Here is a 20,636-nt window from a genome sequence, read left to right as displayed (position 1 = left end):
GCAAGCACGTGAGGGCCGCGCCCTCACGTGCTTCTCAGTACCCGCGACAACCCGCCGAGCAGCAGCCACAGGACCGCCGCGAACACCGGCAGCCAGGCCAGCCGCAGCGCCACCCAGGCACCGGTGTCCGGCACCGTGTGCAGGCCCGGCAGCACCGCCACCGCGGCGGCCAGCAGCGTCACCGCGACCAGCGCGCTCTGGTGCAGCAGGAAGATCGGCAGGGCGCGCCGGTTGATCCAGCCGACGGCCCTGGCCGGCAGCCCGCGCAACGCAGGCGCCGCCAGCAGCACGACGCCCAGCTGCGCCAGTGCCAGCGCCACCACGGCGGGCGAGGGCGGCGCCAGGTTGGACCGTGGCTCCCCGGTGCCGCCCACGGCACTGGCCGGGAACCCGGCCAGCAGCACCAGCCCGGCGAACACCGCCGCGCCGCAGGCGGCCAGCGAGAAGCCGGCCACCCGGCCGGGCCGCCATCCCTCGGCGGCCGCGACCCCGAGCTGCCACGGCACCCACCACGCCAGCACCACCGTCGCCTGCCCCGCCCAGTCCGGGCCCAGCTCCGCCGCCACGGTGAGCGCCGCCGGGATGGCGGCCGCCCACACCCCGCACGCCGCGTGCAGCCGCCGCAGCGGCCCGGTGGCCGCCAGCAGCACCAGGTACACCGCCAGGAACCACAGCGGGCTGGTGACCAGCCCGGCGGCCGTCGACACGGTGTCGCCCGGCATTCCCGCCGCCGCACCGATCCCGAGCACGGCCGCCCACGCCGCCAGTACCACCGCGACCGCGACGGCCAGCCGCCGCAGCCGGGTGCCGAACCACCGTCCGTACGACTCGCCCGACCGGCCCCGGCTCACCGCGGCGCCGAACCCGCCCGCGAAGAAGAACAGGCCCAGCGTCTGCAGCAGCCAGCTCAGCGGGACCAGTTGCGGGTGATGCCGCAGCGGGCTGTCGACGTCGAGACCGCCGGGCACCACGACGACGGCGGTCACCAGCCAGTGCCCGGCGACCACCCCGGTCATCGCGACGGCACGGACCGCGTCGACGAACGGGTCGCGGCTCACACCGGGTCGTCGAGCATCTCCGCGGTGACCGCGGACTCGGTGTCCGGGATGCCCTGTTCCTTGGCCTTCTTGTCCGCCATGGCCAGCAGCCTGCGGATCCGGCCGGCGACCGCGTCCTTCGTCATCACCGGGTCGGACAGCTGGCCCAGCTCCTCCAGCGACGCCTGCCGGTTGGACAGCCGCAGCCGTCCCGCGGCCAGCAGGTGCTCCGGGGCGGACTCGCCGAGGATGTCCAGTGCCCGCTCCACCCTGGCCGCCGCGGCGACCGCGGCCCTGGCCGAGCGGCGCAGGTTCGCGTCGTCGAAGTTGGCCAGGCGGTTGGCGGTTGCCCGCACCTCGCGGCGCATCCGCCGCTCCTCCCAGGCCAGCACGCTGCGGTGCGCGCCGAGCCGGGTCAGCAGCGCGCCGATGGCGTCGCCGTCGCGCACCACCACCCGGTCCGCGCCGCGGACCTCACGCGACTTCGCCTGGATACCCAGCCGCCGGGCGGCGCCGACCAGTGCCAGCGCGGCCTCCGGGCCCGGGCAGGTGACCTCCAGCGACGACGACCGCCCCGGCTCGGTCAGCGAGCCGTGCGCGAGGAACGCGCCACGCCACGCGGCCTCCGCGTCGGCGACACCGCCGGAGACCACCGCGGCCGGCAGGCCACGCACCGGCCTGCCGCGCTGGTCGATCAGCCCGGTCTGGCGGGCCAGTCCCTCGCCGTCCTGCACCACGCGCACCACGTAGCGGGTGCCCTTGCGCAGCCCGCTGGAGGTGATGATGTGCACGTCGGAGTGGTGCCCGTACAGGTCGTGGATCTCCCGGCGCAGCCTGCGCGCGACCGAGCCGGTGTCCAGCTCGGCCTCCACCACCACCCGGCCGCCCACGATGTGCAGCCCACCGGCGAACCGCAGCAGCGAGGCCACCTCGGAGCGGCGCGGGCCGGTCTTGGTGATCTCCAGCCTGCTCAGCTCGTCCTTGACGTCGGCCGTCATCGCCATCGCCCCTCCTCCCCGCTCCCGGTCAGACCGAGAGCCTTTCGCAAACAGCTCGCCAGCGCATCCGGATCATGCCGTTCCGCCACGTTCGGGTCAGCGATGTGGTCCAGGTGCGCGGTCGCTCCCATCTCGGCCGCCGCCTTCCGCAGCCGGGCCGGCGTCGGGACGGCGTCGTGGTCGGCGACCACCGCGTCCAGTCTCAGCGTGGGAGCATGTTCGGACAGTACGTGTAGATGACGCTCCGGCGAGAAGCCAGCCGTCTCCCCCGGCTGAGGGACGAGGTTCAGGATCACCGTCCGGGACGCCCTCGTCCGCACCAGCGCGTCGTGCAGTTCCGGCACCATCAGGTGGGGCAGCACGCTGGTGAACCACGATCCCGGCCCGAGCAGCACCACGTCCGCGCCGAGCACGGCGTCCACCGCCGCCGCGCACGCCCTTGGCGGATGACCGGGCCTGCCCGGGTCGCGCAGGGTCACCCGCTGCACCTGTCCCGGTGTGCTGGCCACCGCGACCTGACCGCGGATGCGGCTGATGTCGCCGTTCTGCAGGCCGGTCACCTCGGCCTCGATCTCCAGCGGGTCGGTGCACATCGGCAGCACCCGGCCGGACACCCCGACCAGCCGGGCCGCCTCGTCCAGGGCCGCGACCGGGTCGCCCAGCACCTCGAACAGCCCGGCCAGCAACAGGTTTCCGACGGCGTGACCGGCCAGCGCGCCGGTCCCCCCGAACCGGTGCTGGAACACCTCCGCCCACAGCGGGCCGCCGTCCTCGGCGGCGGCCAGCGCGGACAGGGCCTGCCGCAGGTCCCCCGGCGGCAGCAGGCCCAGTTCACGCCGCAGCCGGCCGGAGGAACCGCCGTCGTCGGCGACGGTGACCACCGCGGTCACGTCGTCGGTGATCCGCCGCAGGGCGGTGAGGGTGGCGTGCAGACCGTGCCCGCCACCGAGCGCGACCGCGCGCAGGTTACTCGCGGCCAAGGTCGCGATGCACCACCTTGACCGCCATACCGTCCTCAGTGGACAGACGGCGGGCCAGCTCCTCGGACAGTGCCACGCTGCGGTGCTTGCCGCCGGTGCAGCCGACGGCGAGCGTCAGGTACCGCTTGCCCTCCCGCTTGTAACCGGCGCCGACCAGCCGCAGCAGCTGGTGGTAGCGCTCCAGGAACTCCTCGGCACCCTCCTGGCTGAGCACGTAGTTGCGCACCTCGCCGTCCAGGCCGGTGTGCTCACGCAGCTCCGGGATCCAGAACGGGTTTGGCAGGAACCGCACGTCCATCACCAGGTCGGCGTCCATCGGCAGGCCGTACTTGTAGCCGAACGACAGCACGGTGACCCGGGTCTGCGTGCTGGCCTCGGTGCCGAACGCGTCCTCGATCTTGGCGCGCAGCTCGTGCACCGAAAGCGACGAGGTCTCCAGCACCAGGTCGGCCTCCTCGCGCAGCGGCGCCAGCAGGGCACGCTCGGCGACGATGCCGTCGGACAGCCTGCCGTCGCCCTGCATCGGGTGACCGCGGCGGACCGCCTCGAACCGGCGCACCAGCACGGCGTCGGTGGCCTCCAGGAACAGCACCCTCGGCTTGTAGCCGCGGGCGTCCAGGTCCTTGATGATCGACGCCAGGTCGTCGGTGAACGCGCGGGAGCGCACGTCCATCACCACGGCCACCTTGGTGATCGCACCGCGGGCCTGCGCGCCCAGCTCCACCATGGTGGCGATCAGTTCGGGCGGCAGGTTGTCCACCACGAACCAGCCGAGGTCCTCCAGGCATTTGGCCGCGGTACTGCGGCCGGCGCCGGACAGGCCGGTCACCACGGCGACCTCCATGCCCGACGTCCGCTCGTCGGTCTCCCCGCTCATCTGTCCTGCTCCCCTTCTCCCGTACCGTTCTCGCCGGCCAGCGCCACGTACACCGCCTCCGCGGTGCGCCTGCCGACCCCCTGCACCCCGGCGATCTCGTCCACGCTCGCCTGTTTCAGCTTCTTGACCGACCCGAAGTGCTTGATCAACGCGGCCCTGCGTGCCTGGCCGAGGCCGGGCACACCGTCCAATGCGGACACCTGGATCCGCTTGGATCGCTTCTCCCGGTGGTAGCGGATCGCGAACCGGTGCGCCTCGTCGCGCACGCGTTGGAGAAGGTACAGGGCGTCCGAAGTGCGCGGGAGGATGACCGGGTCCGGATCGGCCGGCAGCCACACCTCCTCCAGGCGCTTGGCGAGCCCGACCACCGCGACGTCGGTGACGCCCAGCTCGGCCAGCACGTCCGCGGCGGCCGTGGCCTGCGGGCCCGCACCGTCGACGACCAGCAGGTTGGGCGGGTAGGCGAACTTGCGTGGCCTGCCGGTCTCCGGGTCGATGCCGGGTGTGCTCTCCGGGGTCTCGCCCGCCGTCTCCTTGAGGTAGCGGGCGAAGCGGCGGCGCACCACCTCGGCGATGGCGGCGACGTCACCCTCCTGGGCGGCCTCCCGCAGCGCGAACCGGCGGTACTCGGACTTGCGGGCCACCCCGTCCTCGAACACCACCAGCGAGGCCACCACGTCGGTACCGGCGATGTGGCTGATGTCGACGCACTCGATGCGCAGCGGCGCGGTGTCCAGGCCCAGGTGGTCCTGCAGCTCGGCCAGCGCCGCCGAGCGGGCCGTCAGGTCACCCGCGCGGCGCAGCTTGTGCTGGGCGAACGCCTCGCCGGCGTTGCGGGCGACGGTCTCGGCCAGCGCGCGCTTGTCGCCGCGCTGCGGCACCCGCAGGGCGACCCTGGCACCACGCAGGCCGGTCAGCCAGTCTGTCATGGCCGCCGGGTCGGCGGGCAGCACCGGGACCAGCACCTCGCGCGGGACCGGCTCGCCGGTGCCCGGCTCGCGCGCGGCCAGGTCGACCTGCTCGCCGTAGAACTGGGTGAGGAACTGCTCGACCAGCGCCGCCTCGTCCATTTCCTCGACCTTGTCGATCACCCAGCCGCGCTGGCCGCGGACCCGGCCGCCGCGCACGTGGAAGACCTGGACGGCGGCTTCCAGCTCGTCGTGGGCGAAGGCCACGACGTCGGCGTCGGTGCCGTCGCCGAGCACGACCGCCTGCTTCTCCATGGCCCGGCGCAGCGCGCCCAGGTCGTCGCGCAGCCGCGCGGCCCGCTCGAACTCCAGTTCCTCCGCGGCCTGCTCCATCTCCTGTTCCAGGCGGCGCATCATGATGTCGGTGCGGCCGGCGAGGAAGTCGCAGAAGTCCTCGACGATGCGGCGGTGCTCGGACTCCGACACCCGGCCGACGCACGGCGCGGAACACTTGTCGATGTAGCCGAGCAGGCAGGGCCTGCCGATCTGGCCGTGCCGCCGGAACACCCCGGCCGAGCAGGTGCGGGCCGGGAACACCCGCAGCAGCAGGTCGAGGGTCTCGCGGATGGCCCAGGCGTGGGCGTACGGGCCGAAGTACCGCACGCCTTTACGACGGGCGCCGCGGTAGACGTGCAGCCGGGGGAACTCCTCGTGCAGCGTCACCGCCAGCACGGGGTAGGACTTGTCGTCGCGGTAGCGGACGTTGAACCGCGGGTCGAACTCCTTGATCCAGTTGTACTCCAGCTGGAGCGCCTCGACCTCGGTGCCGACGACCGTCCACTCGACCGACGCCGCCGTGGTGACCATCTGCCGGGTGCGCGGGTGCAGGCCGGACAGGTCGGCGAAGTACGAGTTCAGCCGGCTGCGCAGGCTCTTCGCCTTGCCGACGTAGATGACGCGCTTGGTCTCGTCACGGAACTTGTAGACGCCGGGGGCGTCCGGGATGCTGCCGGACGACGGACGGTAGGTGGACGGATCAGCCACCCGACCAGCCTATGGCTCGCCACCGACGCTCCCGCGTGCCCCCGCCCCGGCCGCGCGCCCCCGTGTCCGCTACCCGCCCGCTTGTCACATGGCGTCATGTTTGCGCACGCACACCGCTCTATCCGACGTTGGTAGGTATCTTTCGAGTGGTTCGGAAATTACTTTCCGTTTCACGCCGGGTTGCCGGCGCCTCCCAACCGGAAGGAACTCGACGTGAGCCGTGCCCGTCTCGCCGGCGCCGCCTGCGCGGTGACCGCAACACTGTCCACCCTGCTCGCCGGCGGAGTCGCCAGCGCCGCCCCGCAGCCGGGTGGTGTCCAGCCGTTCATCGTCGGCGGCGACGTCGCCAGCCCCGTCCCCTACGCCGCGCAGGTCTACGTGGAGGGGCGGTTCAACTGCTCCGGCACGATCATCTCCGCGCAGTGGGTGCTCACCGCCGAGCACTGCCTCGGCAACTCGATGAGCGTGCGGCTGGGCAGCAACGACCTGGGCGGCGGCACCGAGGTGACCGTCGACCGGCAGGAGGTCGCCCCGGGTGCCGACATCGCCCTGCTGCACCTGACCAGCTCGTTCGACACCACCTACGTCACCCTCGGTGACGCGGACCCGGCCACCGGCGCGACCAACCAGATCTTCGGCTGGGGCCGCGAGACCCCGACCGGTCCCGCCGCGCCGAAGCTGAAGACCGCCAACGTGGAGGTCACCGGCAAGTCCCAGGACTACCTGGGCGGCCCGGCCATCCAGAGCCGCGGCATCAACGGCGCGGCGTGGAAGGGCGACTCGGGCGGCCCGCAGATGGCCGACGGCAAGCAGGTCGGCGTCGCCTCGACGGTGCAGAACCAGGGTGGCGAGAACCCCAACGGCACGAACAACTACGGCAGCGTGGCCAACAGCCGCGACTGGATCCGCTCCACCGCCGGGGTCTGATCTCCCGCAGCAAGGGCCGTGAAGGGGGCCCTCACGGCGTCTCCTGCCGTGAGGGCCCCCTTCACGGCATTCGGGCGCGGGGGCTGTCGGGGTGGTGTGGCACTCTGCGGTTATGCGGATCGCCACCTGGAACGTCAACTCCGTCAGTGCCCGTCTCCCCCGGCTGCTGGAGTGGCTGGCCTCGGTGCGGCCGGACGTGGTGTGCCTGCAGGAACTCAAGTGCGACAGCGACGCCTTCCCCGCCGCCGAGGTCGCGGAGCTGGGCTACGAGGCGGCCGCCTACGGCGTCGGCAGGTGGAACGGGGTCGGCGTGCTGTCCCGGGTGGGACTGGAGGACGTCACCCGCGGCCTGATCGACGAGCCGGACTTCGAGAGCCGCGCCGAGCCGCGTGCGATCGCGGCCACCTGCGGCGGGGTCCGGGTCTGGTCGGTCTACGTGCCCAACGGCCGCGAGCCCGGCCACCCGCACTACGACTACAAGCTGCGGTGGCTGGCGGCCCTGCACGGCACCGCCGCCAAGGAGGCCGCCTCCGGCAGGCCGTTCGCCGTGCTGGGCGACTTCAACGTCGCGCCGACCGACGCCGACGTCTGGGACATCAGCCTGTTCGCCGAGTCCACCCACGTCACCGAGCCGGAGCGGGCCGCGCTGGCGGCGCTGCGTGACGCCGGCCTGACCGACGTCATCCCCCGGCCGCTCAAGCACGACCACCCGTTCACCTACTGGGACTACCGGGCCGGCGCCTTCCACAAGAACATGGGCATGCGCATCGACCTGGTCTACGCCGACCAGCAGTTCGCCGCCGCGGTGACCGACGCCTACGTCGACCGGGAGGCCCGCAAGGGCAAGGGCCCCTCCGACCACGCGCCCATCGTCGTCGACCTGGATCTCTAGGCCGCCCGGGCGCTCGGTGACAGCCGCCCGACGATCGCGGGCGCCTCGCCGACGAGCGTGTCGTCGGTGAGGGCGTGCACCATGAACAACGCGAAGTCGGTCCGGCGCGTCAGGTTGCTGGCCAGGATCGGGTCGCCGACGTGCCTGCTCCACACCGGCAGCCCCTGGCTCTCCCCTTCCTCCAGGTCGCTGCCCCGCACGACCGTCCACCGCCGGTCGCTGGCGAAGATCCGGCGGCACGCCTCCACCTGGTCGTCGATCTCCACGGCCCGCACCACGCGCCCCGCCCACGTGGCCAGCCGCAACGCCGTGCGGAACCGCCACGAGTAGCGGTCCCTGCCGTCGCGGCTGATGTGCCAGCCGCAGGAGAAGACCAGCCGCGCGCCGGGCTCGGCGTGGTCGAGCACCGCCTGTGCCGTGCCCGACGAGTACTGCTGGACGCCCCACGGCACGAGCACGGTCAGCACGCCGTCGCAGCCGGCGACCGCCTCGCGGATCACCCCCGCGTCGTTGGTCGGGCCCGGCACGATCGTGATCCGGTCGGCGACCGCGGCGAGCTTGCCGACGCTGCGCTCCCGGCACACACCGACGACCTCGTAGCCGCGGTCCAGCGAGTGCCCGACCAGGTACTGCCCGAGCTTGCCCGACGCTCCGATGACGCAGACCCTCATGTTCCCGCTCCCTCCGGACTTACACTGTAAGTCCAGGCTAGACTTACGGCGTAAGTCCGGTCAAGGAGGCATCGATGGGCAAGCGCGCACCACTCAGCAGGGAACGAGTGGTCACGGCGGCCGTGGAGCTGGCCGACGAGAAGGGCGCGGCGGGAATCAGCATGCGGGCGATCGCCGCGAGACTCGGCGTCGAGGCGATGTCGCTCTACAACCACGTGGCCGGGCGGGAGGACATCCTCGACGGCATGGTGGACACGGTGTTCGGCGAGGTGCGGCTGCCGAATGCGACCACGGACTGGAAACCGGCCCTGCGCGAGCGCTGCGTCTCCCTGCGCGCGGCGCTGCGCCGCCACCCCTGGGCGGTCGGCCTGCTCGACTCCCGCAGCACACCCGGCCCGGCAACCCTGCGCCACCACGACGCCGTCATCGGCATCCTGCGCACGGGCGGCTTCTCCGTCCCGATGGCCGCGCACGCCTTCTCGGTGATCGACAGTTACCTCTACGGTTTCGTCCTGCAGGAACACAGCCTGCCGTTCACCACGCCTGCCGAGCTGGAGCAGGTCGCGGGCGGCATCCTGGACAGCCTGCCCGCCGGCACCCATCCCCACCTCACCGAACTGGCCGTCGAGCACGCCCTGAAGCCCGGCTACGACTACGGCGCCGAGTTCGACTTCGGCCTGTCGCTCATCCTCGACGCGCTGCGGCCCGACGAACGCTGAACTCGCTCGATCGTGTATTTGTTTCGAACACCTGTTCGCAATATGATGGTGATGTGTTCGAGAAGCCTGGTACCCGCCTGTGGCGGCACTCCGACGAGGAGGTAGCCGCCATCATTCAGCGTGGCCAGGAAAAGATGGCCGCGGCCGCCGCCGAGATACTGGAAGGCCTGGCGGAGCTGAGCGCCCGCGGGGCGGATCTGGGGTTCCGGGATCTGGTGGCGTTTCAGGTGGACAACCTCAACGTCTCCCGCGCGCTGGCCAAGACACGGGTGCAGCTGGCCGAGGAACTGTTCGGCTCGCTGGCCGCGACCGGTGCGGCGCTGGCGGCGGGTGAGGTGTCACTGGAGCACGCGGTGGAAATCCACCGCGCTATTACGGCCCTGCCGGTGGAGGCGCGGGAGGGTTTCGAGGACATTCTGCTGACCCTGGCTCGCACGGCCCCACCGACCGCGGTGCGGAAGGCGGGGGACAACATCCGGGCCCGCGTCGACCAGGACAGCGCCCCACCCGACGAAGACGCACTGGCGCACCCGGTCCGCGAGTTCCGCTCCACAGTGGATCGACGCGGCCGGTACCGGTTCGCCGGAACCCTCGACCCGGAAACCGGCGCCACCCTGGACGGCCTGTTCGATGTGCTGGCCAAACCGTGCCCGGCCGAGGAAGGGCAGCCCGATCTACGCGATCAGGCCGAACGGAAGGGCGACGCACTGGCCGAGATGATCGAACTGGTCGCCCGCACCGAGGACCTGAGCACCCAAGGCGGGGAACGGGCCGTGGTCACCGTGACCACGACGCTCGACGACCTGCAACGCCGCGCCGGACCCACCGTGCTCGACGGCGCCGGGTACCTGAGCGCGTCGGCGTTGTCGCGGCTGTGCTGTGAAGCCAAGCTCGTCCCGGCCGTGTTCGGTTCCGAGGGCGAGGTACTGCACCTGGGCCGCGACGTCCGGCTCGCCACCAAAGCCCAGCGCCGCGCGCTCCGCCTACGGGACCGTGGCTGCTGTTTCCCCGGCTGTACCAGGAAAGCCCGCTGGTGCGTCGTCCACCACGTACGGGAATGGCAACACGGCGGACAGACCACAGTGGACGAGATGATCCTCCTGTGCGGCAGACACCACCGGATCATCCACCACACCGACTGGACCGTCACCATGGTCCACGGCAAACCCCAGTTCCATCCCCCAGCCTGGCTCACCAGACGCCGAAGACCCAGCACCAACCCCTACCACCGAATCCCCGCCTGAAACCGAGGCGCAGGCCCGCTTCCCGCTGCCGGTGCGCCTAGAGCCCGAGTGCTTCGGCGATGTCGGCGCGTTCCAGGTTGGCCACGCACCAGGCGAAGTGGCCGTCTGTTCCGTCCGCGCCATAGGAGTTCGCGCCCGCGATCGCGTAGGCGGCCCGGTACCGCAACAGGAGTTCGGCCGGAAAGCCCACGACACCGGCCGCACCGGACTCCATCGCGGAGAGCAGCGAACGGCCGTCAAGTCGCCTTTCGATGCTGATCGACTGTCCCTTGTGTACCGCTGTCTCGTCGAGCTGGAAGACCGCGCCCTCCATGCCCTGTCCCAGCGGCTGCACGCCACAGAAGCCGCGCCGGCGGAAGTACCCGGCCCAGTCGGCGTACTCGGGCATCGCGGCCTAGTCGTCGCGGAAGCGGCGGTGCAGCCTGCGCAGGGCCCGGACCGCCTCGACGGCGTGCTCCCGGTCGACCGCCTGCACGGCCAGCACCGAGTGGTACTCGTCGTCGGGCAGCTCCAGCCGGGCGTAGGAGGCGCCGTCGGGGAACGTGATCGACAGGACCTCGGTCCAGGTGAAGTGCCGCACGCGCAGCAGGTTGCGCACCACGATGCCGTTCTCGTCGGCCTTCACCGTGGACAGCGTGAACAGCATCGTGCCTGCCGCGAGCAGGACGCCGATGCCGATCATCGCCACCTGGTCGGACACCTGGAAGATCACCCCGGTGTCGGAGCTGCGCAGCAGCACGGCCACCGTGACGAACACCGCTACCAGCAGCAGCGCCAGCGGGACACACACCCAGAACACCCGCCGAGGGCGGACGAACAGCTTCTCCTCCGTCATGACGGTCACACGAAACCCCGCTCGGTCCACGGCTGCCGCAGGCCACGCAGCACGTGCGCGGTGTCCAGCGCGGCCACCGTCGCCTCGTAGCCCTTGTCCTCGCTCGAACCCGGCAGCCCGGCCCGCTCGAAGGCCTGCGCCTCGGTGTCACAGGTCAGCACACCGTTGCCGACCGGCGTGCTCTCGTCCAGCGCCACCCGGGTCAGCCCGGCGGTCACCGCGTCGCAGACGTACTCGAAGTGCGGCGTGCCACCGCGGATGACCACGCCCAGCGCCACCACGGCGTCGTGCGAGCGGGCCAGCGACTGCACCACGACCGGCAGCTCGATCGCACCGGCGACGCGGACCACGGTCGGCTCCTCGGTCAGCTTCGCCTCCCGCGCCGCCGCTAGCGAGCGCTCCAGCAGCGTGTCGGTGATCCGCGGGTGCCAGCGCGTGGCCACCACGGCCAGCCGCAGGTTCTCGCACTCGCTGAGATCCAGCTCGACGTCGGGCCGTCCCTCGCCGCTCACCTCGCACCCTCCCCGTTACGCAGACCGTCCAGGTCGGCGCCCACGTCGTCGATGTGTTCCAGCTGCGACAGGTCGTGCCCCATCCGGTCCCGCTTGGTACGCAGGTACCGCAGGTTCTCCGGGTTGGGCGAGATCGGCAGCGGCACCCGGCCGGTGACCCGCAGCCCGTAGCCCTCCAGGCCGACGCGCTTGGCCGGGTTGTTGCTGAGCAGCCGCATCGACCGGATTCCCAGGTCGCACAGGATCTGCGCGCCGGTGCCGTAGTCGCGGGCGTCGGCGGGGACGCCGAGCGCCAGGTTCGCGTCGACCGTGTCCGCGCCGGCGTCCTGCAGCTGGTAGGCCTGCAGCTTGTGCAGCAGGCCGATCCCCCGGCCCTCGTGCCCGCGCACGTAGAGCACCACGCCCCTGCCCTCGGCGGCCACGGCGGCCAGCGCCGCGTCCAGCTGCGGGCCGCAGTCGCAGCGCAGCGAGCCGAACACGTCACCGGTGAGGCATTCGGAGTGCACCCGCACCAGGATGTCCTCGCCGTCGCCGATCTCGCCGTAGACGAACGCGACGTGCTCGATCCCGTCGAGCAGGCTGTCGTAGCCGACGGCGCGGAACGTGCCGTGCGCCAGCGGGATGCGAGCGTCGGCGACGCGCTCCACCTGCTTCTCGGTCCGCCTGCGGTAGGCGATCAGCTGCGCGATGGAGATCAGCTTCAGGTCGTGCTCGGCCGCGAACACCTCCAGCTCGTCGCGGCGGGCCATGTCGCCGTCGTCCTTCTGCGACACGATCTCGCACAGCACCCCGGCGGGCGCCAGCCCGGCCAGCCGGGCCAGGTCGACGGCCGCCTCGGTGTGCCCGGGACGGCGCAGCACGCCGCCCTCCTTGGCCCGCAGCGGAACGACGTGCCCGGGCCTGCGGAAGTCGGCGGCGGTGGACTTCGGGTCGGACAGCAGCCGGATGGTGCGGCTGCGGTCGGCGGCGGAGATGCCGGTGCTGATGCCCTCGGCGGCGTCCACGGTCACCGTGTACGCGGTACCGCGCTGGTCCTGGTTGGTGTGGTACATCGGCGGCAGGTCGAGCCGGACGCAGTCCTGCTCGGTCAGCGCCACGCAGACGTAGCCCGACGTGTAGCGCACCATGAACGCCAGCAGCTCGGGTGTGGCGCGCTCCGCGGCGAAGATCAGGTCGCCCTCGTTCTCCCTGTCCTCGTCGTCGACCACGATCACCGGCCGGCCGGCCTTGATGTCGGCGACGGCCGCGTCGATGGCCGACGAGTCGAACACCGGAGTCGCCGGATCGTCGGTGCGTGGGATGGTCATGACCGCTCCTTCGAGGCGCCGGGGAGATGGGCACCCGCCAGTTTCTCCACGTACTTGGCCACCACGTCTACCTCAAGGTTGACCAGATCGCCCGGCTCGCGGCGACCGAGGGTGGTCAGCTCCAGCGTCGTCGGGATCAGCGCCACACTGAACTCGTCCACGCCGACCCCGACCACGGTCAGCGACACGCCGTCGACGGCGATCGAGCCCTTCTCCACCACGTAGCGGCTCAGCTGCTCGGGCAGAGCGAACCGGGTGACGCCCTGGGGGTCGCGGGAGAGGTACACGCCGGTGCCGTCCACGTGGCCCTGCATGATGTGGCCGCCCAGCCTGCCGCCGACGGCGGCGGCCCGCTCCAGGTTGACCCGGTCGCCGACGGCGACCTTGGCGAGGCTGGACCGCTGCAGTGTCTCGTGCACCACGTCGACGGTGAACTCCCCGCCCGCGACGTCGACGACGGTCAGGCAGACCCCGTTGACGGCGATCGAGTCGCCGTGTGCCGCGTCACTGGTGACCAGCGGGCCACGGACGGTGAGCCGTGCCGCGTTGGGTACCTGCTCCACCGCGGTGATGTCGCCGAGCTCCTCGACGATGCCGGTGAACACTGTCCGCCTCCAAGCCTGCTGTTCAGCATTGTTCCACCATGGTGGACCTCCCGGCCGCACCTCGCTGGTGAGATCCCCCTCACCGCGCGGCGGCGGCCTGCTCCCGCAACGCCGCGACGGCGCGGCCCGGGTCGCCCGCGCCGTACACGGCCGAGCCTGCCACGAAGCAGTCCACTCCGGCCTCGGCCGCTTGCTCGATCGTGTCGGCGTTGATGCCGCCGTCGATCTCGATCAGCACGTTGAGGTGGCCGGTGTCGACCATCCGCCGGGCGGCCCGCACCTTGTCCAGCACGGACGGGATGAACGACTGCCCGCCGAAGCCCGGTTCGACGGACATGACCAGCAGCGTGTCGTAGTGCCGCAGCGCCTCGACGTAGTCCTCCAGCGCCGTGCCCGGCTTGATCGACAGGCCGGCCTTGGCGCCCGCGGCCCGCAGGTCCCTGGCGATGGCCACCGGGTCGGCCGCGGCCTCGGCGTGCACCGTCACGTTGTAGGCGCCCGCCTCGGCGTAGCCGACGGCCCAGCGGTCCGGGTCCTCGATCATCAGGTGGCAGTCCAGCGGGAGGTCGGTGGACTTCAGCAGCGACTCCACCACCGGCAGCCCCAGCGTCAGGTTGGGCACGAAGTGGGCGTCCATGACGTCCACGTGGACCCAGTCGGCGCGGTTGTCGCCGGAACCGGCGACGGCGTCGATCTCGGCGCCGAGGCGCGCGAAGTCGGCGGACAGGATGCTGGGGGCGATGAGCGGTCGAGCTGCGGTCACGGTGACGCAGTGTAGGAGGCCTCCGCCGCCGGGCGCCCACCAGCACGTCGGTCATACTGCACCCGGGCAAACCGAGGGGGACCGATCGTGACCATCACCGTGCGCCATCGCATCCTCGACGGAGCGCCGAGGCCGGCCGTGCTCGTCGGCGACGTGCTGATCAGCGACGAACCGGCCACCAACACCCGGCACGGCGGCGACCGGCGCATCTTCTGGCTGCTCGACGTCGGCGTCCAGCTGGTGTGGGAGGCGTTCCGGTGGGAACGCGAGTGGTACGTCGACATGGTGCGCATCGACCGCGAGGGCGACACGTTCCACGTCACCGACCAGTACCTGGACTTCGTGGTGCCCGGCATGGGACCCGCCTACCGGGTACTCGACCTCGACGAGCTGGGCGACGCCGTCCGCGACGGCCACCTCTCGGTGGCCGACAGCACCGAGATGCTGACCCGGGCACAGCGGTTCCTCGACACCTACCTGCACCGCGGCGCCGTCTTCCCGCCGCCGCCGATCCGCCCCTACTTCGCCGCCGACCACCGCTACCCGGACATCACGGGATGAGCACCACCTTGCCGACGGTGGCCCTGGTCTCCAGCGCGACGTGCGCGGCGGCCGCGTCGGCCAGCGCGAACGGTTCGTTGACCAGCGGCTCCACCCGGCCGGCCGCAACCTCGGCCAGCGCCTGGTCCTCCAGGGCACGCAGCCTGCCGGGCACCGCCATGATCCGCTGACCGATCGGCACCGACACGGTCAGGCCGCGGCCGAACAGGTCCGGCGCGCTCAGCTCGGTCGGCTCCCCCGCCGACCAGCCGAACATGACCAGCCGGCCACCCGGGCCGAGCAGGTCCATCGCCGCCCGGCCGGGTTTGCCGCCCACGCCGTCCAGCACCACGCTGAGCCTGCGCTCCCCCAGCTCGGCGGTCAGCCGGTCCACCCAGCCCGGGTCCTCGTAGTCCAGCGCGATGTGGGCGCCCAGCGCGCGGACCACCTCGACCTTGGCGGGACCGCCGGCCAGGCCGATCACCGTGGCCCCGGCGTTGCGGGCCACCTGCACGGCGACGCTGCCGATCCCGCCCGCCGCGGCCGTCACCAGCACCACGTCGTCGGCGGTGACGGCGGCGTCGTTCAGCACGGCCATGGCGGTGCGCCCGGTGCCGATGGTGGCGACCGCCGCGGCGTCGCCCACGCCGTCCGGGACGCGCTGCAGCGACGTCACGTTCGCCACGGCCAGCTCGGCGTAACCGCCGCTGGCCGGGCCCAGGTGCGCCACCACCCTGGCGCCGACCCACTGGCTGTCCACTTCGGACCCGACCACGTCGACGACCCCGGCGACCTCACGGCCGGGGGTCATCGGCAGCTCCGGCGGCGGGAACGGGCCGCCGGTGACACCGGCCCGGATCGAGGTGTCCACCAGATGCACCCCGGCCGCGGCGACCCGGATGCGGGCTTGGCCCGCGTGCGGCACCGGGTCGGGTACCTCCTCGTAGCGGAGCCGGTCGGCCGGGCCGAACTCGTACTGGCGAATGGCGTGCATGTGGTGTCTCCCGTGGCTCAGGGCCGGTTCCCGGCCTCACCCCGCAGACGCTAAAACCTCAACCAAAGTGAAGGTCAAGCGTCGAGCAGCGGGAGCAGGTCGGCCCAGGTGCCGGGCATCGGCTTGGCGCGGATGCCCGCGCTCGCCAGCGCGTCCAGGTGCCCGCGCCAGGCGGGATGCCGGAACCGCGCGGGCTGCACCTGGTAGCCGACGACCATGCGCACGTCCGGCGCGCCCACCACGTCACCGAGCACGGTGAGCGCCTGGTTGTCGGCGATGCCCAGGGCGAGCTTGGCCACCGAGTTCGCCGACGCCGGGGCGAACAGGAACGTCGCCGGGTCCGGGTGCGGCCGGGGCTGCCCGGGCAGGCGCGACTCCCAGCGCACCGGCAGGTCGGTGAGCGAGCACAGCCGGTCCAGCTCGCCCGCCGCGTCCAGCCAGCGGGCCGCGTTCGGGGTGAGCGTGATCGCCAGCCGCCAGCCCCGCTCGGCCGCGGGCGCGGCCAGCTCGGGGACCAGCCGGGTGTCGATCCCGCCGCAGGAGCTGACGACCAGGCCGAGGACGCGCGTCACGTCCGGCGCAGCACGGCGCAGAACATCGCGTCGGTGCCGTGCCGGTGCGGCCACAGCTGCACGTACGGCCCGTCGCCGAGCTGCGGCACGCCGTCGAAGAACTCCCGCGCGTCCAGGGTCTGCGCCTTGGCCTTGCGGACGACGTCGGCGACGACGCCCTCGGTCTCGGCCAGGTGCGGCGAGCACACCACGTAGGTGACCACACCGCCGGGCCGCACCAGGTCCAGCGCGGCGGCCAGCAGCTCGTCCTGCAGCTTGACCAGCTCCGGAACGTCGGAGGGCTGACGGCGCCAGCGGGCCTCCGGCCTGCGGCGCAGCGAGCCGAGGCCGGTACACGGCGCGTCGACCAGCACCCGGTCGTAGCCGGGCCGCAGGCCGGAGTCCCTGCCGTCGGCGACGTGCACGGTCACCGGCAGCCCGTCGGTCGCCTTCTCCACCAGCCGCGCCCGGTGCGGGGCCTTCTCCACGGCGTCGACGGTCGCACCCGACACGGCCGCCAGCGCGCCGAGCAGCGTGGCCTTGCCGCCGGGTCCGGCACACAGGTCCAGCCAGCGTTCGTCGGTGCCCTCCAGCGGCACGCGGGTGGCCGCCACCGCGCACAGCTGGCTGCCCTCGTCCTGCACCGACGCCATCCGCTCGCGGACCGGCTCCAGTTCGCCGGGATCGCCGGTGCCGGCGGGCAGCCGCACGCCGTAGGGCGAGTACGGCGCCACCTCGCCACCGGTGACGGCGGCCAGCTCGTCGGCGCTGATCTCACCGGGCCGGGCCACCAGGTGGACGTCGGGACGGGTGTCGTCGGCGATCAGCGCCGCCTCCAGCTCCGGTCCCTTGTCCCCCAGCGACTCGGCGAACGCCCTGGCGATCCAGCGCGGGTGCGCGGTGCGCAGCGCGAGGTTGCCGATGGCGTCGGTGCCCGCGGACGGCGCCAGCTCGTCCAGCCACGCGGCCTCGTCCTTCTCCGACACCTTGCGCAGCACGGCGTTGACGAACCCGGCGGTGTGCGAACCGGCGTCGGCCCTGGCCAGGTCGACAGTGGCGGTGACCGAGGCGTGCTCGGGGATGCGGGTACGCAGCAGCTGGTAGGCCCCCAGCCGCAGGCAGTCCAGCACCACACCGTCCACTTGGGACAGTGGCCGGTCGACACACGCGTCGATCACGGCATCGAGCAGGCCCTGCGCGCGGGCGGCGCCGTAGGTCAGCTCGGTGGCCAGCCCCGCGTCCCTGCCGCTGATCCGCCTGGCCCGCAACTGCTGGGACAGTTCCAGGTTGGCGTAGGCGTCGCGTTCCCGGACGGCCCGCAGCACGTCCAGTGCGACCCGGCGGGCCGGGTCCTCGTGCGGCGGCCTGCGCGGGCCGCTCTTGCGTGGCGCCGGCCGTCCCCGTTGCGGCCGGGCGGGCCGGCCTCGCCTGTGCTCGTTCATCCGAGGCGCTCTCCCTGCTCGATCCTGGTGCCGCGCGCCCAGTCGGCCGCCGCCATCCGTTTCTTGCCCTGCGCCTGCACCTCGCCCAGTGCCACCGGGGTGGTGGCGGTGCCGACCAGGACACGCTTGCGCTCGACGAGCAGCTCACCCGGCTCCAGCGCCGGTTCGTCCACAGTGGACACCGGGCCGAGTTTGAACCGCTCGCCACGCAGCAGCGTCCACGCGCCGGGCTCCGGGGTGACCGCCCGGATGTGCCGGTCGACGGCGCTGGCCGGCGTCGCGAAGTCGACCCGCGCATCGTCCACGGTGACCTTGGGCGCGTAGCTCACCCCGTCGGCCGGTTGCTCGACCGCGCGGACGGTGCCGTCCTCGATTCCGTCCATCGTGGACAGCAGCAGCCGCGCGCCGGATCCGGCCAGCCGCTCCAGCAGCGCGCCCGAGGTGTCGCCGGGACGGACGGTCTCGGTGACCACCCCGAACACCGGTCCGGCGTCGAGTTCCTTGACGATGCGGAACGTCGACGCCCCGGTGATCTCGTCGCCCGCCCGCACGGCGGCCTGCACCGGCGCCGCGCCACGCCACGCCGGCAGCAGCGAGAAGTGCAGGTTGACCCAGCCGTGGCGGGGGATGTCCAGCGCGGCCTGCGGCAGCAGCGCGCCGTAGGCGACCACCGGGCAGGCGTCCGGGGCCAGCTCCCGCAGCCGCGCCAGGAAGTCCTCGTCGCCGGCCCGGGCGGGCGTCAGCACCTCGATGCCGTGCTCGTCGGCCAGTGCTCCCACCGGGGACCGGCTGACCTGGCGGCCGCGCCCCGACCGCGCGTCGGGACGGGTGACGACGGCCACCACCTCGTGCCGGGGAGACTCCAGCAGTGCCCGCAGCGCCGGCACCGCCGGTTCGGGCGTGCCGGCGAAGACCAGCCGCATCAGCGCACCGTGCCGGAGGATTCGAAGGCGATCATCCGGGCCAGTCTACGGACCGTGCTTACCGGCCGTGCGGGAGGACGACGGCGGCCGCACCGCCACCGCGCCGGACCGGTTCGGCCGCGGCGCGCCAGCGTCCGTCGGGCAGCCGTTCGACGCCGGTGACGGCGCCGATCTCGCTCGGCCGCTCGGCGAACTCCTGGCCCAGCGCCCGCAGTGCCGCGGTCTCCGGCTGGTCCAGGAACGCCTGCTCGACCTGGGCGGCGTCGGAGTTGCGTTGCGAGGCCCGCGGCGCGGCGATGGCGTCGACCAGCGGCAGGCCGCGGTCCAGCCTGCCGGTCAGCACCTGCAGCACGGTGGTGATGATCGACGCGCCGCCCGGCGAGCCGACGGCCACCAGCGGTTTGCCGTGCCGCAGCACGATGGTCGGCGCCATCGACGAGCGCGGCCGCTTGCCCGCGCCGGGCAGGTTCGGGTCGGGGACGCCGGGGGTGACGGGCGTGAACGAGAAGTCGGTCAGCTCGTTGTTGAGCAGGAACCCGCGGCCGGGAACGACCATCCCGCTGCCGCCCTCCTGCTCGATGGTGAGCGTGTAGGCGACGACGTTGCCCCAGCGGTCGGCGGTGGTCAGATGGGTGGTGTGCTCGCCCTCGTACGGCGTCGGCGCCGGGGTGCCGCCCGCGGCGCACGGCGCGGGGTTACGCGGGTCGCCGGGTGCGACGGGGCTGACCAGCGCCTGCGCCGGGTTGATCAGGCACGCCCTGCTGTCGGCGAACTCCTGGCTGATCAGCTCGCGCGCGGGGACGTCGACGAACGCCGGGTCGCCGATCCAGCGGTTGCGGTCGGCGAAGGCCAGCCGGGTCGACTCCAGGAACCGGTGCAGGTACTCGGTATTGCCGAGCGTGCCGAGATCGGCCGATTCGAGGATGTTCAGTGCCTCGCCCACCGTCAGGCCGCCGGACGAGGGCGCGGGCATGCCGTAGACGTCGAGCCCGCGGTAGCGGGTGTGGGTGGGTTCGCGTTCGACCGTGCGGTAGGCCCGCAGGTCCTCGGCGGCGAGCCGGCCGGGGCGCACGGTCAGCCCGGCGGCGGGGTCCACCGGCGGCTGCCGCACGGTGCGCACGACGTCGGCGCCGATGCGGCCGTGGTAGAGCGCGCCGGTGCCGGTGGCGCCGAGTTCGCGGTAGGTGTCGGCGAGGTCGGGGTTGCGGAACCGGCTGCCGACGGCGGGCGGCGCGCCGCCGGGCAGGTACAGCTCGCGGGTGGCGGGGAACGCGGCGAAGCGGGTGGCGTTGCCCGCGATCTGGTCGTGGAAGGTCTTGTCGACCACGAACCCGCCGCGGGCGATCCGCTCGGCGGGCCGCAGCATGTCCGACAGCGGCCGGGTGCCCCACCGCCGCAGCGCGTCGCGCCAGGTGGCCGGGGTGGACGGGGTGCCCACCGACAGCCCGCTGGTGACCGCCTCGGCGAACGGGATGGGCTTGCCGTTCTCGACGAACAGGTTCTCGTCGGCGGCGGCCGGCGCGGTCTCCCTGCCGTCGAGGGTGTGCACCTTGCCGGTGCGGGCCTCGTAGAACACCACGAACCCGCCGCCGCCGACCCCGGCGGAGAACGGATCGGTGACGCCGAGCGCGGCCGCCGTTGCCACCGCCGCGTCGACGGCGTTGCCGCCGTGGCGCAGCACCTCGATGCCGGCCGCGGTGGCGTCGGCGTCGATGCTGGAGACCGCGCCGAGGTAGCCGGAGGCGACCGGGACCTTCCCCGGCGGTGCCGCGGCGGTCGCGGGCGCGACGAGGGCCAGTGAGGTGAGGGTGGTCAAGGCGATCACGGCGCCTCGACGTGCACGCGCTGACATGCGCCGTAACCTACG

The 20,636-nt window shown here is 72.8% G+C and carries 22 protein-coding genes; 5 read left to right on the top strand and 17 right to left on the bottom strand.

Features of this window, described 5'->3' with window-relative positions; genetic code table 11:
• Nucleotides 1-23: 23 nt before the first annotated feature.
• Genes EWH70_RS00770 through uvrC form a run of 5 tightly spaced genes read right to left on the bottom strand, consistent with a single transcriptional unit; the run spans nt 24 to nt 5,844 of the window.
• Entirely contained in the window at nt 24-1,058 is a 1,035-nt protein-coding gene (locus EWH70_RS00770) for an acyltransferase family protein (protein WP_130473233.1), read from the bottom strand.
• Nucleotides 1,055-2,041: a DNA-binding protein WhiA gene (whiA, locus tag EWH70_RS00765; RefSeq protein ID WP_130473232.1), complete on the bottom strand. Its 987-nt coding sequence runs from the start codon at nt 2,039-2,041 to the stop codon at nt 1,055-1,057. Before whiA ends, EWH70_RS00770 begins: the two co-directional genes overlap by 4 nt.
• The gene (locus EWH70_RS00760) at nt 2,032-3,000 is read right to left on the bottom strand and encodes a gluconeogenesis factor YvcK family protein (protein ID WP_130473664.1); all 969 of its coding nucleotides are present in this window, start codon (nt 2,998-3,000) and stop codon (nt 2,032-2,034) included. The genes whiA and EWH70_RS00760 overlap by 10 nt, the downstream gene beginning before the upstream one ends.
• 1 nt (nt 3,001) lies before the next feature.
• On the bottom strand, nt 3,002-3,859 hold the full coding sequence (gene rapZ / locus EWH70_RS00755; protein ID WP_165436129.1) for an RNase adapter RapZ: 858 nt from the start codon (nt 3,857-3,859) through the stop codon (nt 3,002-3,004).
• A 29-nt stretch (nt 3,860-3,888) separates the two neighbouring features.
• Nucleotides 3,889-5,844, bottom strand: a complete 1,956-nt coding sequence (uvrC, locus tag EWH70_RS00750) for an excinuclease ABC subunit UvrC (protein ID WP_130473230.1) — start codon at nt 5,842-5,844, stop codon at nt 3,889-3,891.
• 213 nt (nt 5,845-6,057) lie between these two features.
• Here uvrC and EWH70_RS00745 point away from each other — a divergent pair, with 213 nt between their 5' ends.
• Complete coding sequence (locus tag EWH70_RS00745; RefSeq protein ID WP_130473229.1) at nt 6,058-6,771, top strand: S1 family peptidase; 714 nt, start codon at nt 6,058-6,060, stop codon at nt 6,769-6,771.
• A gap of 112 nt (nt 6,772-6,883) precedes the next feature.
• The gene (locus tag EWH70_RS00740) at nt 6,884-7,663 is read left to right on the top strand and encodes an exodeoxyribonuclease III (protein WP_130473228.1); all 780 of its coding nucleotides are present in this window, start codon (nt 6,884-6,886) and stop codon (nt 7,661-7,663) included.
• On the opposite strand, the gene EWH70_RS00735 is transcribed toward EWH70_RS00740, so the two are convergent.
• A complete protein-coding gene (locus tag EWH70_RS00735) occupies nt 7,660-8,334 on the bottom strand; it encodes an NAD(P)-dependent oxidoreductase (RefSeq protein ID WP_130473227.1) in 675 nt (224 codons plus the stop codon). The two genes, EWH70_RS00740 and EWH70_RS00735, sit on opposite strands and share 4 nt — an antisense overlap.
• A gap of 74 nt (nt 8,335-8,408) precedes the next feature.
• Between EWH70_RS00735 and EWH70_RS00730 the strand changes: the two genes are divergently transcribed.
• Nucleotides 8,409-9,053, top strand: coding sequence for a TetR/AcrR family transcriptional regulator (locus tag EWH70_RS00730; protein WP_165436103.1), 645 nt, complete (start codon nt 8,409-8,411; stop codon nt 9,051-9,053).
• A gap of 53 nt (nt 9,054-9,106) precedes the next feature.
• Nucleotides 9,107-10,297, top strand: a complete 1,191-nt coding sequence (locus tag EWH70_RS00725; RefSeq protein WP_130473226.1) for an HNH endonuclease signature motif containing protein — start codon at nt 9,107-9,109, stop codon at nt 10,295-10,297.
• A 37-nt stretch (nt 10,298-10,334) separates the two neighbouring features.
• Here EWH70_RS00725 and EWH70_RS00720 read toward each other — a convergent pair whose 3' ends face one another.
• From EWH70_RS00720 to rpe, 6 genes are all read right to left on the bottom strand, one after another.
• Nucleotides 10,335-10,685: a hypothetical protein gene (locus tag EWH70_RS00720; protein ID WP_130473225.1), complete on the bottom strand. Its 351-nt coding sequence runs from the start codon at nt 10,683-10,685 to the stop codon at nt 10,335-10,337.
• Nucleotides 10,686-10,691: 6 nt separating this feature from the next.
• Nucleotides 10,692-11,132, bottom strand: a complete 441-nt coding sequence (locus EWH70_RS00715; protein ID WP_130473224.1) for a PH domain-containing protein — start codon at nt 11,130-11,132, stop codon at nt 10,692-10,694.
• Between the two features lie 5 nt (nt 11,133-11,137).
• Entirely contained in the window at nt 11,138-11,644 is a 507-nt protein-coding gene (gene ribH / locus EWH70_RS00710) for a 6,7-dimethyl-8-ribityllumazine synthase (protein ID WP_130473223.1), read from the bottom strand.
• The gene (locus tag EWH70_RS00705; protein ID WP_130473222.1) at nt 11,641-12,951 is read right to left on the bottom strand and encodes a bifunctional 3,4-dihydroxy-2-butanone-4-phosphate synthase/GTP cyclohydrolase II; all 1,311 of its coding nucleotides are present in this window, start codon (nt 12,949-12,951) and stop codon (nt 11,641-11,643) included. Before EWH70_RS00705 ends, ribH begins: the two co-directional genes overlap by 4 nt.
• Nucleotides 12,948-13,556, bottom strand: coding sequence for a riboflavin synthase (locus EWH70_RS00700; protein WP_130473221.1), 609 nt, complete (start codon nt 13,554-13,556; stop codon nt 12,948-12,950). The genes EWH70_RS00705 and EWH70_RS00700 overlap by 4 nt, the downstream gene beginning before the upstream one ends.
• A gap of 79 nt (nt 13,557-13,635) precedes the next feature.
• Nucleotides 13,636-14,319: a ribulose-phosphate 3-epimerase gene (rpe, locus tag EWH70_RS00695; protein ID WP_130473220.1), complete on the bottom strand. Its 684-nt coding sequence runs from the start codon at nt 14,317-14,319 to the stop codon at nt 13,636-13,638.
• An 87-nt stretch (nt 14,320-14,406) separates the two neighbouring features.
• On the opposite strand from rpe, the gene EWH70_RS00690 reads away from it, so the two are divergent.
• Nucleotides 14,407-14,880, top strand: a complete 474-nt coding sequence (locus EWH70_RS00690; RefSeq protein WP_165436101.1) for a ribonuclease FAU-1 family protein — start codon at nt 14,407-14,409, stop codon at nt 14,878-14,880.
• On the opposite strand, the gene EWH70_RS00685 is transcribed toward EWH70_RS00690, so the two are convergent.
• The 5 genes from EWH70_RS00685 to ggt form a co-directional block, all read right to left on the bottom strand.
• Nucleotides 14,870-15,853, bottom strand: a complete 984-nt coding sequence (locus EWH70_RS00685; RefSeq protein WP_130473218.1) for a zinc-binding dehydrogenase — start codon at nt 15,851-15,853, stop codon at nt 14,870-14,872. The genes EWH70_RS00690 and EWH70_RS00685 overlap by 11 nt on opposite strands.
• A gap of 74 nt (nt 15,854-15,927) precedes the next feature.
• A complete protein-coding gene (locus EWH70_RS00680) occupies nt 15,928-16,425 on the bottom strand; it encodes a flavoprotein (RefSeq protein ID WP_130473217.1) in 498 nt (165 codons plus the stop codon).
• Nucleotides 16,422-17,846 (bottom strand): RsmB/NOP family class I SAM-dependent RNA methyltransferase, encoded by a 1,425-nt coding sequence (locus EWH70_RS00675; RefSeq protein ID WP_130473216.1) that lies wholly within the window; start codon nt 17,844-17,846, stop codon nt 16,422-16,424. The genes EWH70_RS00680 and EWH70_RS00675 overlap by 4 nt, the downstream gene beginning before the upstream one ends.
• On the bottom strand, nt 17,843-18,769 hold the full coding sequence (fmt, locus tag EWH70_RS00670; protein ID WP_130473215.1) for a methionyl-tRNA formyltransferase: 927 nt from the start codon (nt 18,767-18,769) through the stop codon (nt 17,843-17,845). The genes EWH70_RS00675 and fmt overlap by 4 nt, the downstream gene beginning before the upstream one ends.
• A gap of 58 nt (nt 18,770-18,827) precedes the next feature.
• The gene (ggt, locus tag EWH70_RS00665; protein ID WP_130473214.1) at nt 18,828-20,621 is read right to left on the bottom strand and encodes a gamma-glutamyltransferase; all 1,794 of its coding nucleotides are present in this window, start codon (nt 20,619-20,621) and stop codon (nt 18,828-18,830) included.
• Nucleotides 20,622-20,636: the final 15 nt, after the last annotated feature.

The organism is Amycolatopsis suaedae (assembly GCF_004214935.1).
Classification (GTDB): Bacteria; Actinomycetota; Actinomycetes; order Mycobacteriales; family Pseudonocardiaceae; genus Amycolatopsis; species Amycolatopsis suaedae.
This window is presented reverse-complemented; position numbering and strand designations above follow the sequence as displayed.

Bases quoted from the DNA above. Each gene is read 5' to 3' on its own strand.
- whiA (WP_130473232.1), bottom strand. From the start codon at position 2,041: ATGGCGATGACGGCCGACGTCAAGGACGAGCTGAGCAGGCTGGAGATC.
- rapZ (WP_165436129.1), bottom strand. From the start codon at position 3,859: ATGGAGGTCGCCGTGGTGACCGGCCTGTCCGGCGCCGGCCGCAGTACC.
- EWH70_RS00740 (WP_130473228.1), top strand. From the start codon at position 6,884: ATGCGGATCGCCACCTGGAACGTCAACTCCGTCAGTGCCCGTCTCCCC.
- EWH70_RS00735 (WP_130473227.1), bottom strand. From the start codon at position 8,334: ATGAGGGTCTGCGTCATCGGAGCGTCGGGCAAGCTCGGGCAGTACCTG.
- EWH70_RS00730 (WP_165436103.1), top strand. From the start codon at position 8,409: ATGGGCAAGCGCGCACCACTCAGCAGGGAACGAGTGGTCACGGCGGCC.
- EWH70_RS00720 (WP_130473225.1), bottom strand. From the start codon at position 10,685: ATGCCCGAGTACGCCGACTGGGCCGGGTACTTCCGCCGGCGCGGCTTC.
- EWH70_RS00715 (WP_130473224.1), bottom strand. From the start codon at position 11,132: ATGACGGAGGAGAAGCTGTTCGTCCGCCCTCGGCGGGTGTTCTGGGTG.
- EWH70_RS00705 (WP_130473222.1), bottom strand. From the start codon at position 12,951: ATGACCATCCCACGCACCGACGATCCGGCGACTCCGGTGTTCGACTCG.
- EWH70_RS00685 (WP_130473218.1), bottom strand. From the start codon at position 15,853: ATGCACGCCATTCGCCAGTACGAGTTCGGCCCGGCCGACCGGCTCCGC.
- EWH70_RS00675 (WP_130473216.1), bottom strand. From the start codon at position 17,846: ATGAACGAGCACAGGCGAGGCCGGCCCGCCCGGCCGCAACGGGGACGG.
- fmt (WP_130473215.1), bottom strand. From the start codon at position 18,769: ATGCGGCTGGTCTTCGCCGGCACGCCCGAACCGGCGGTGCCGGCGCTG.
- ggt (WP_130473214.1), bottom strand. From the start codon at position 20,621: ATGTCAGCGCGTGCACGTCGAGGCGCCGTGATCGCCTTGACCACCCTC.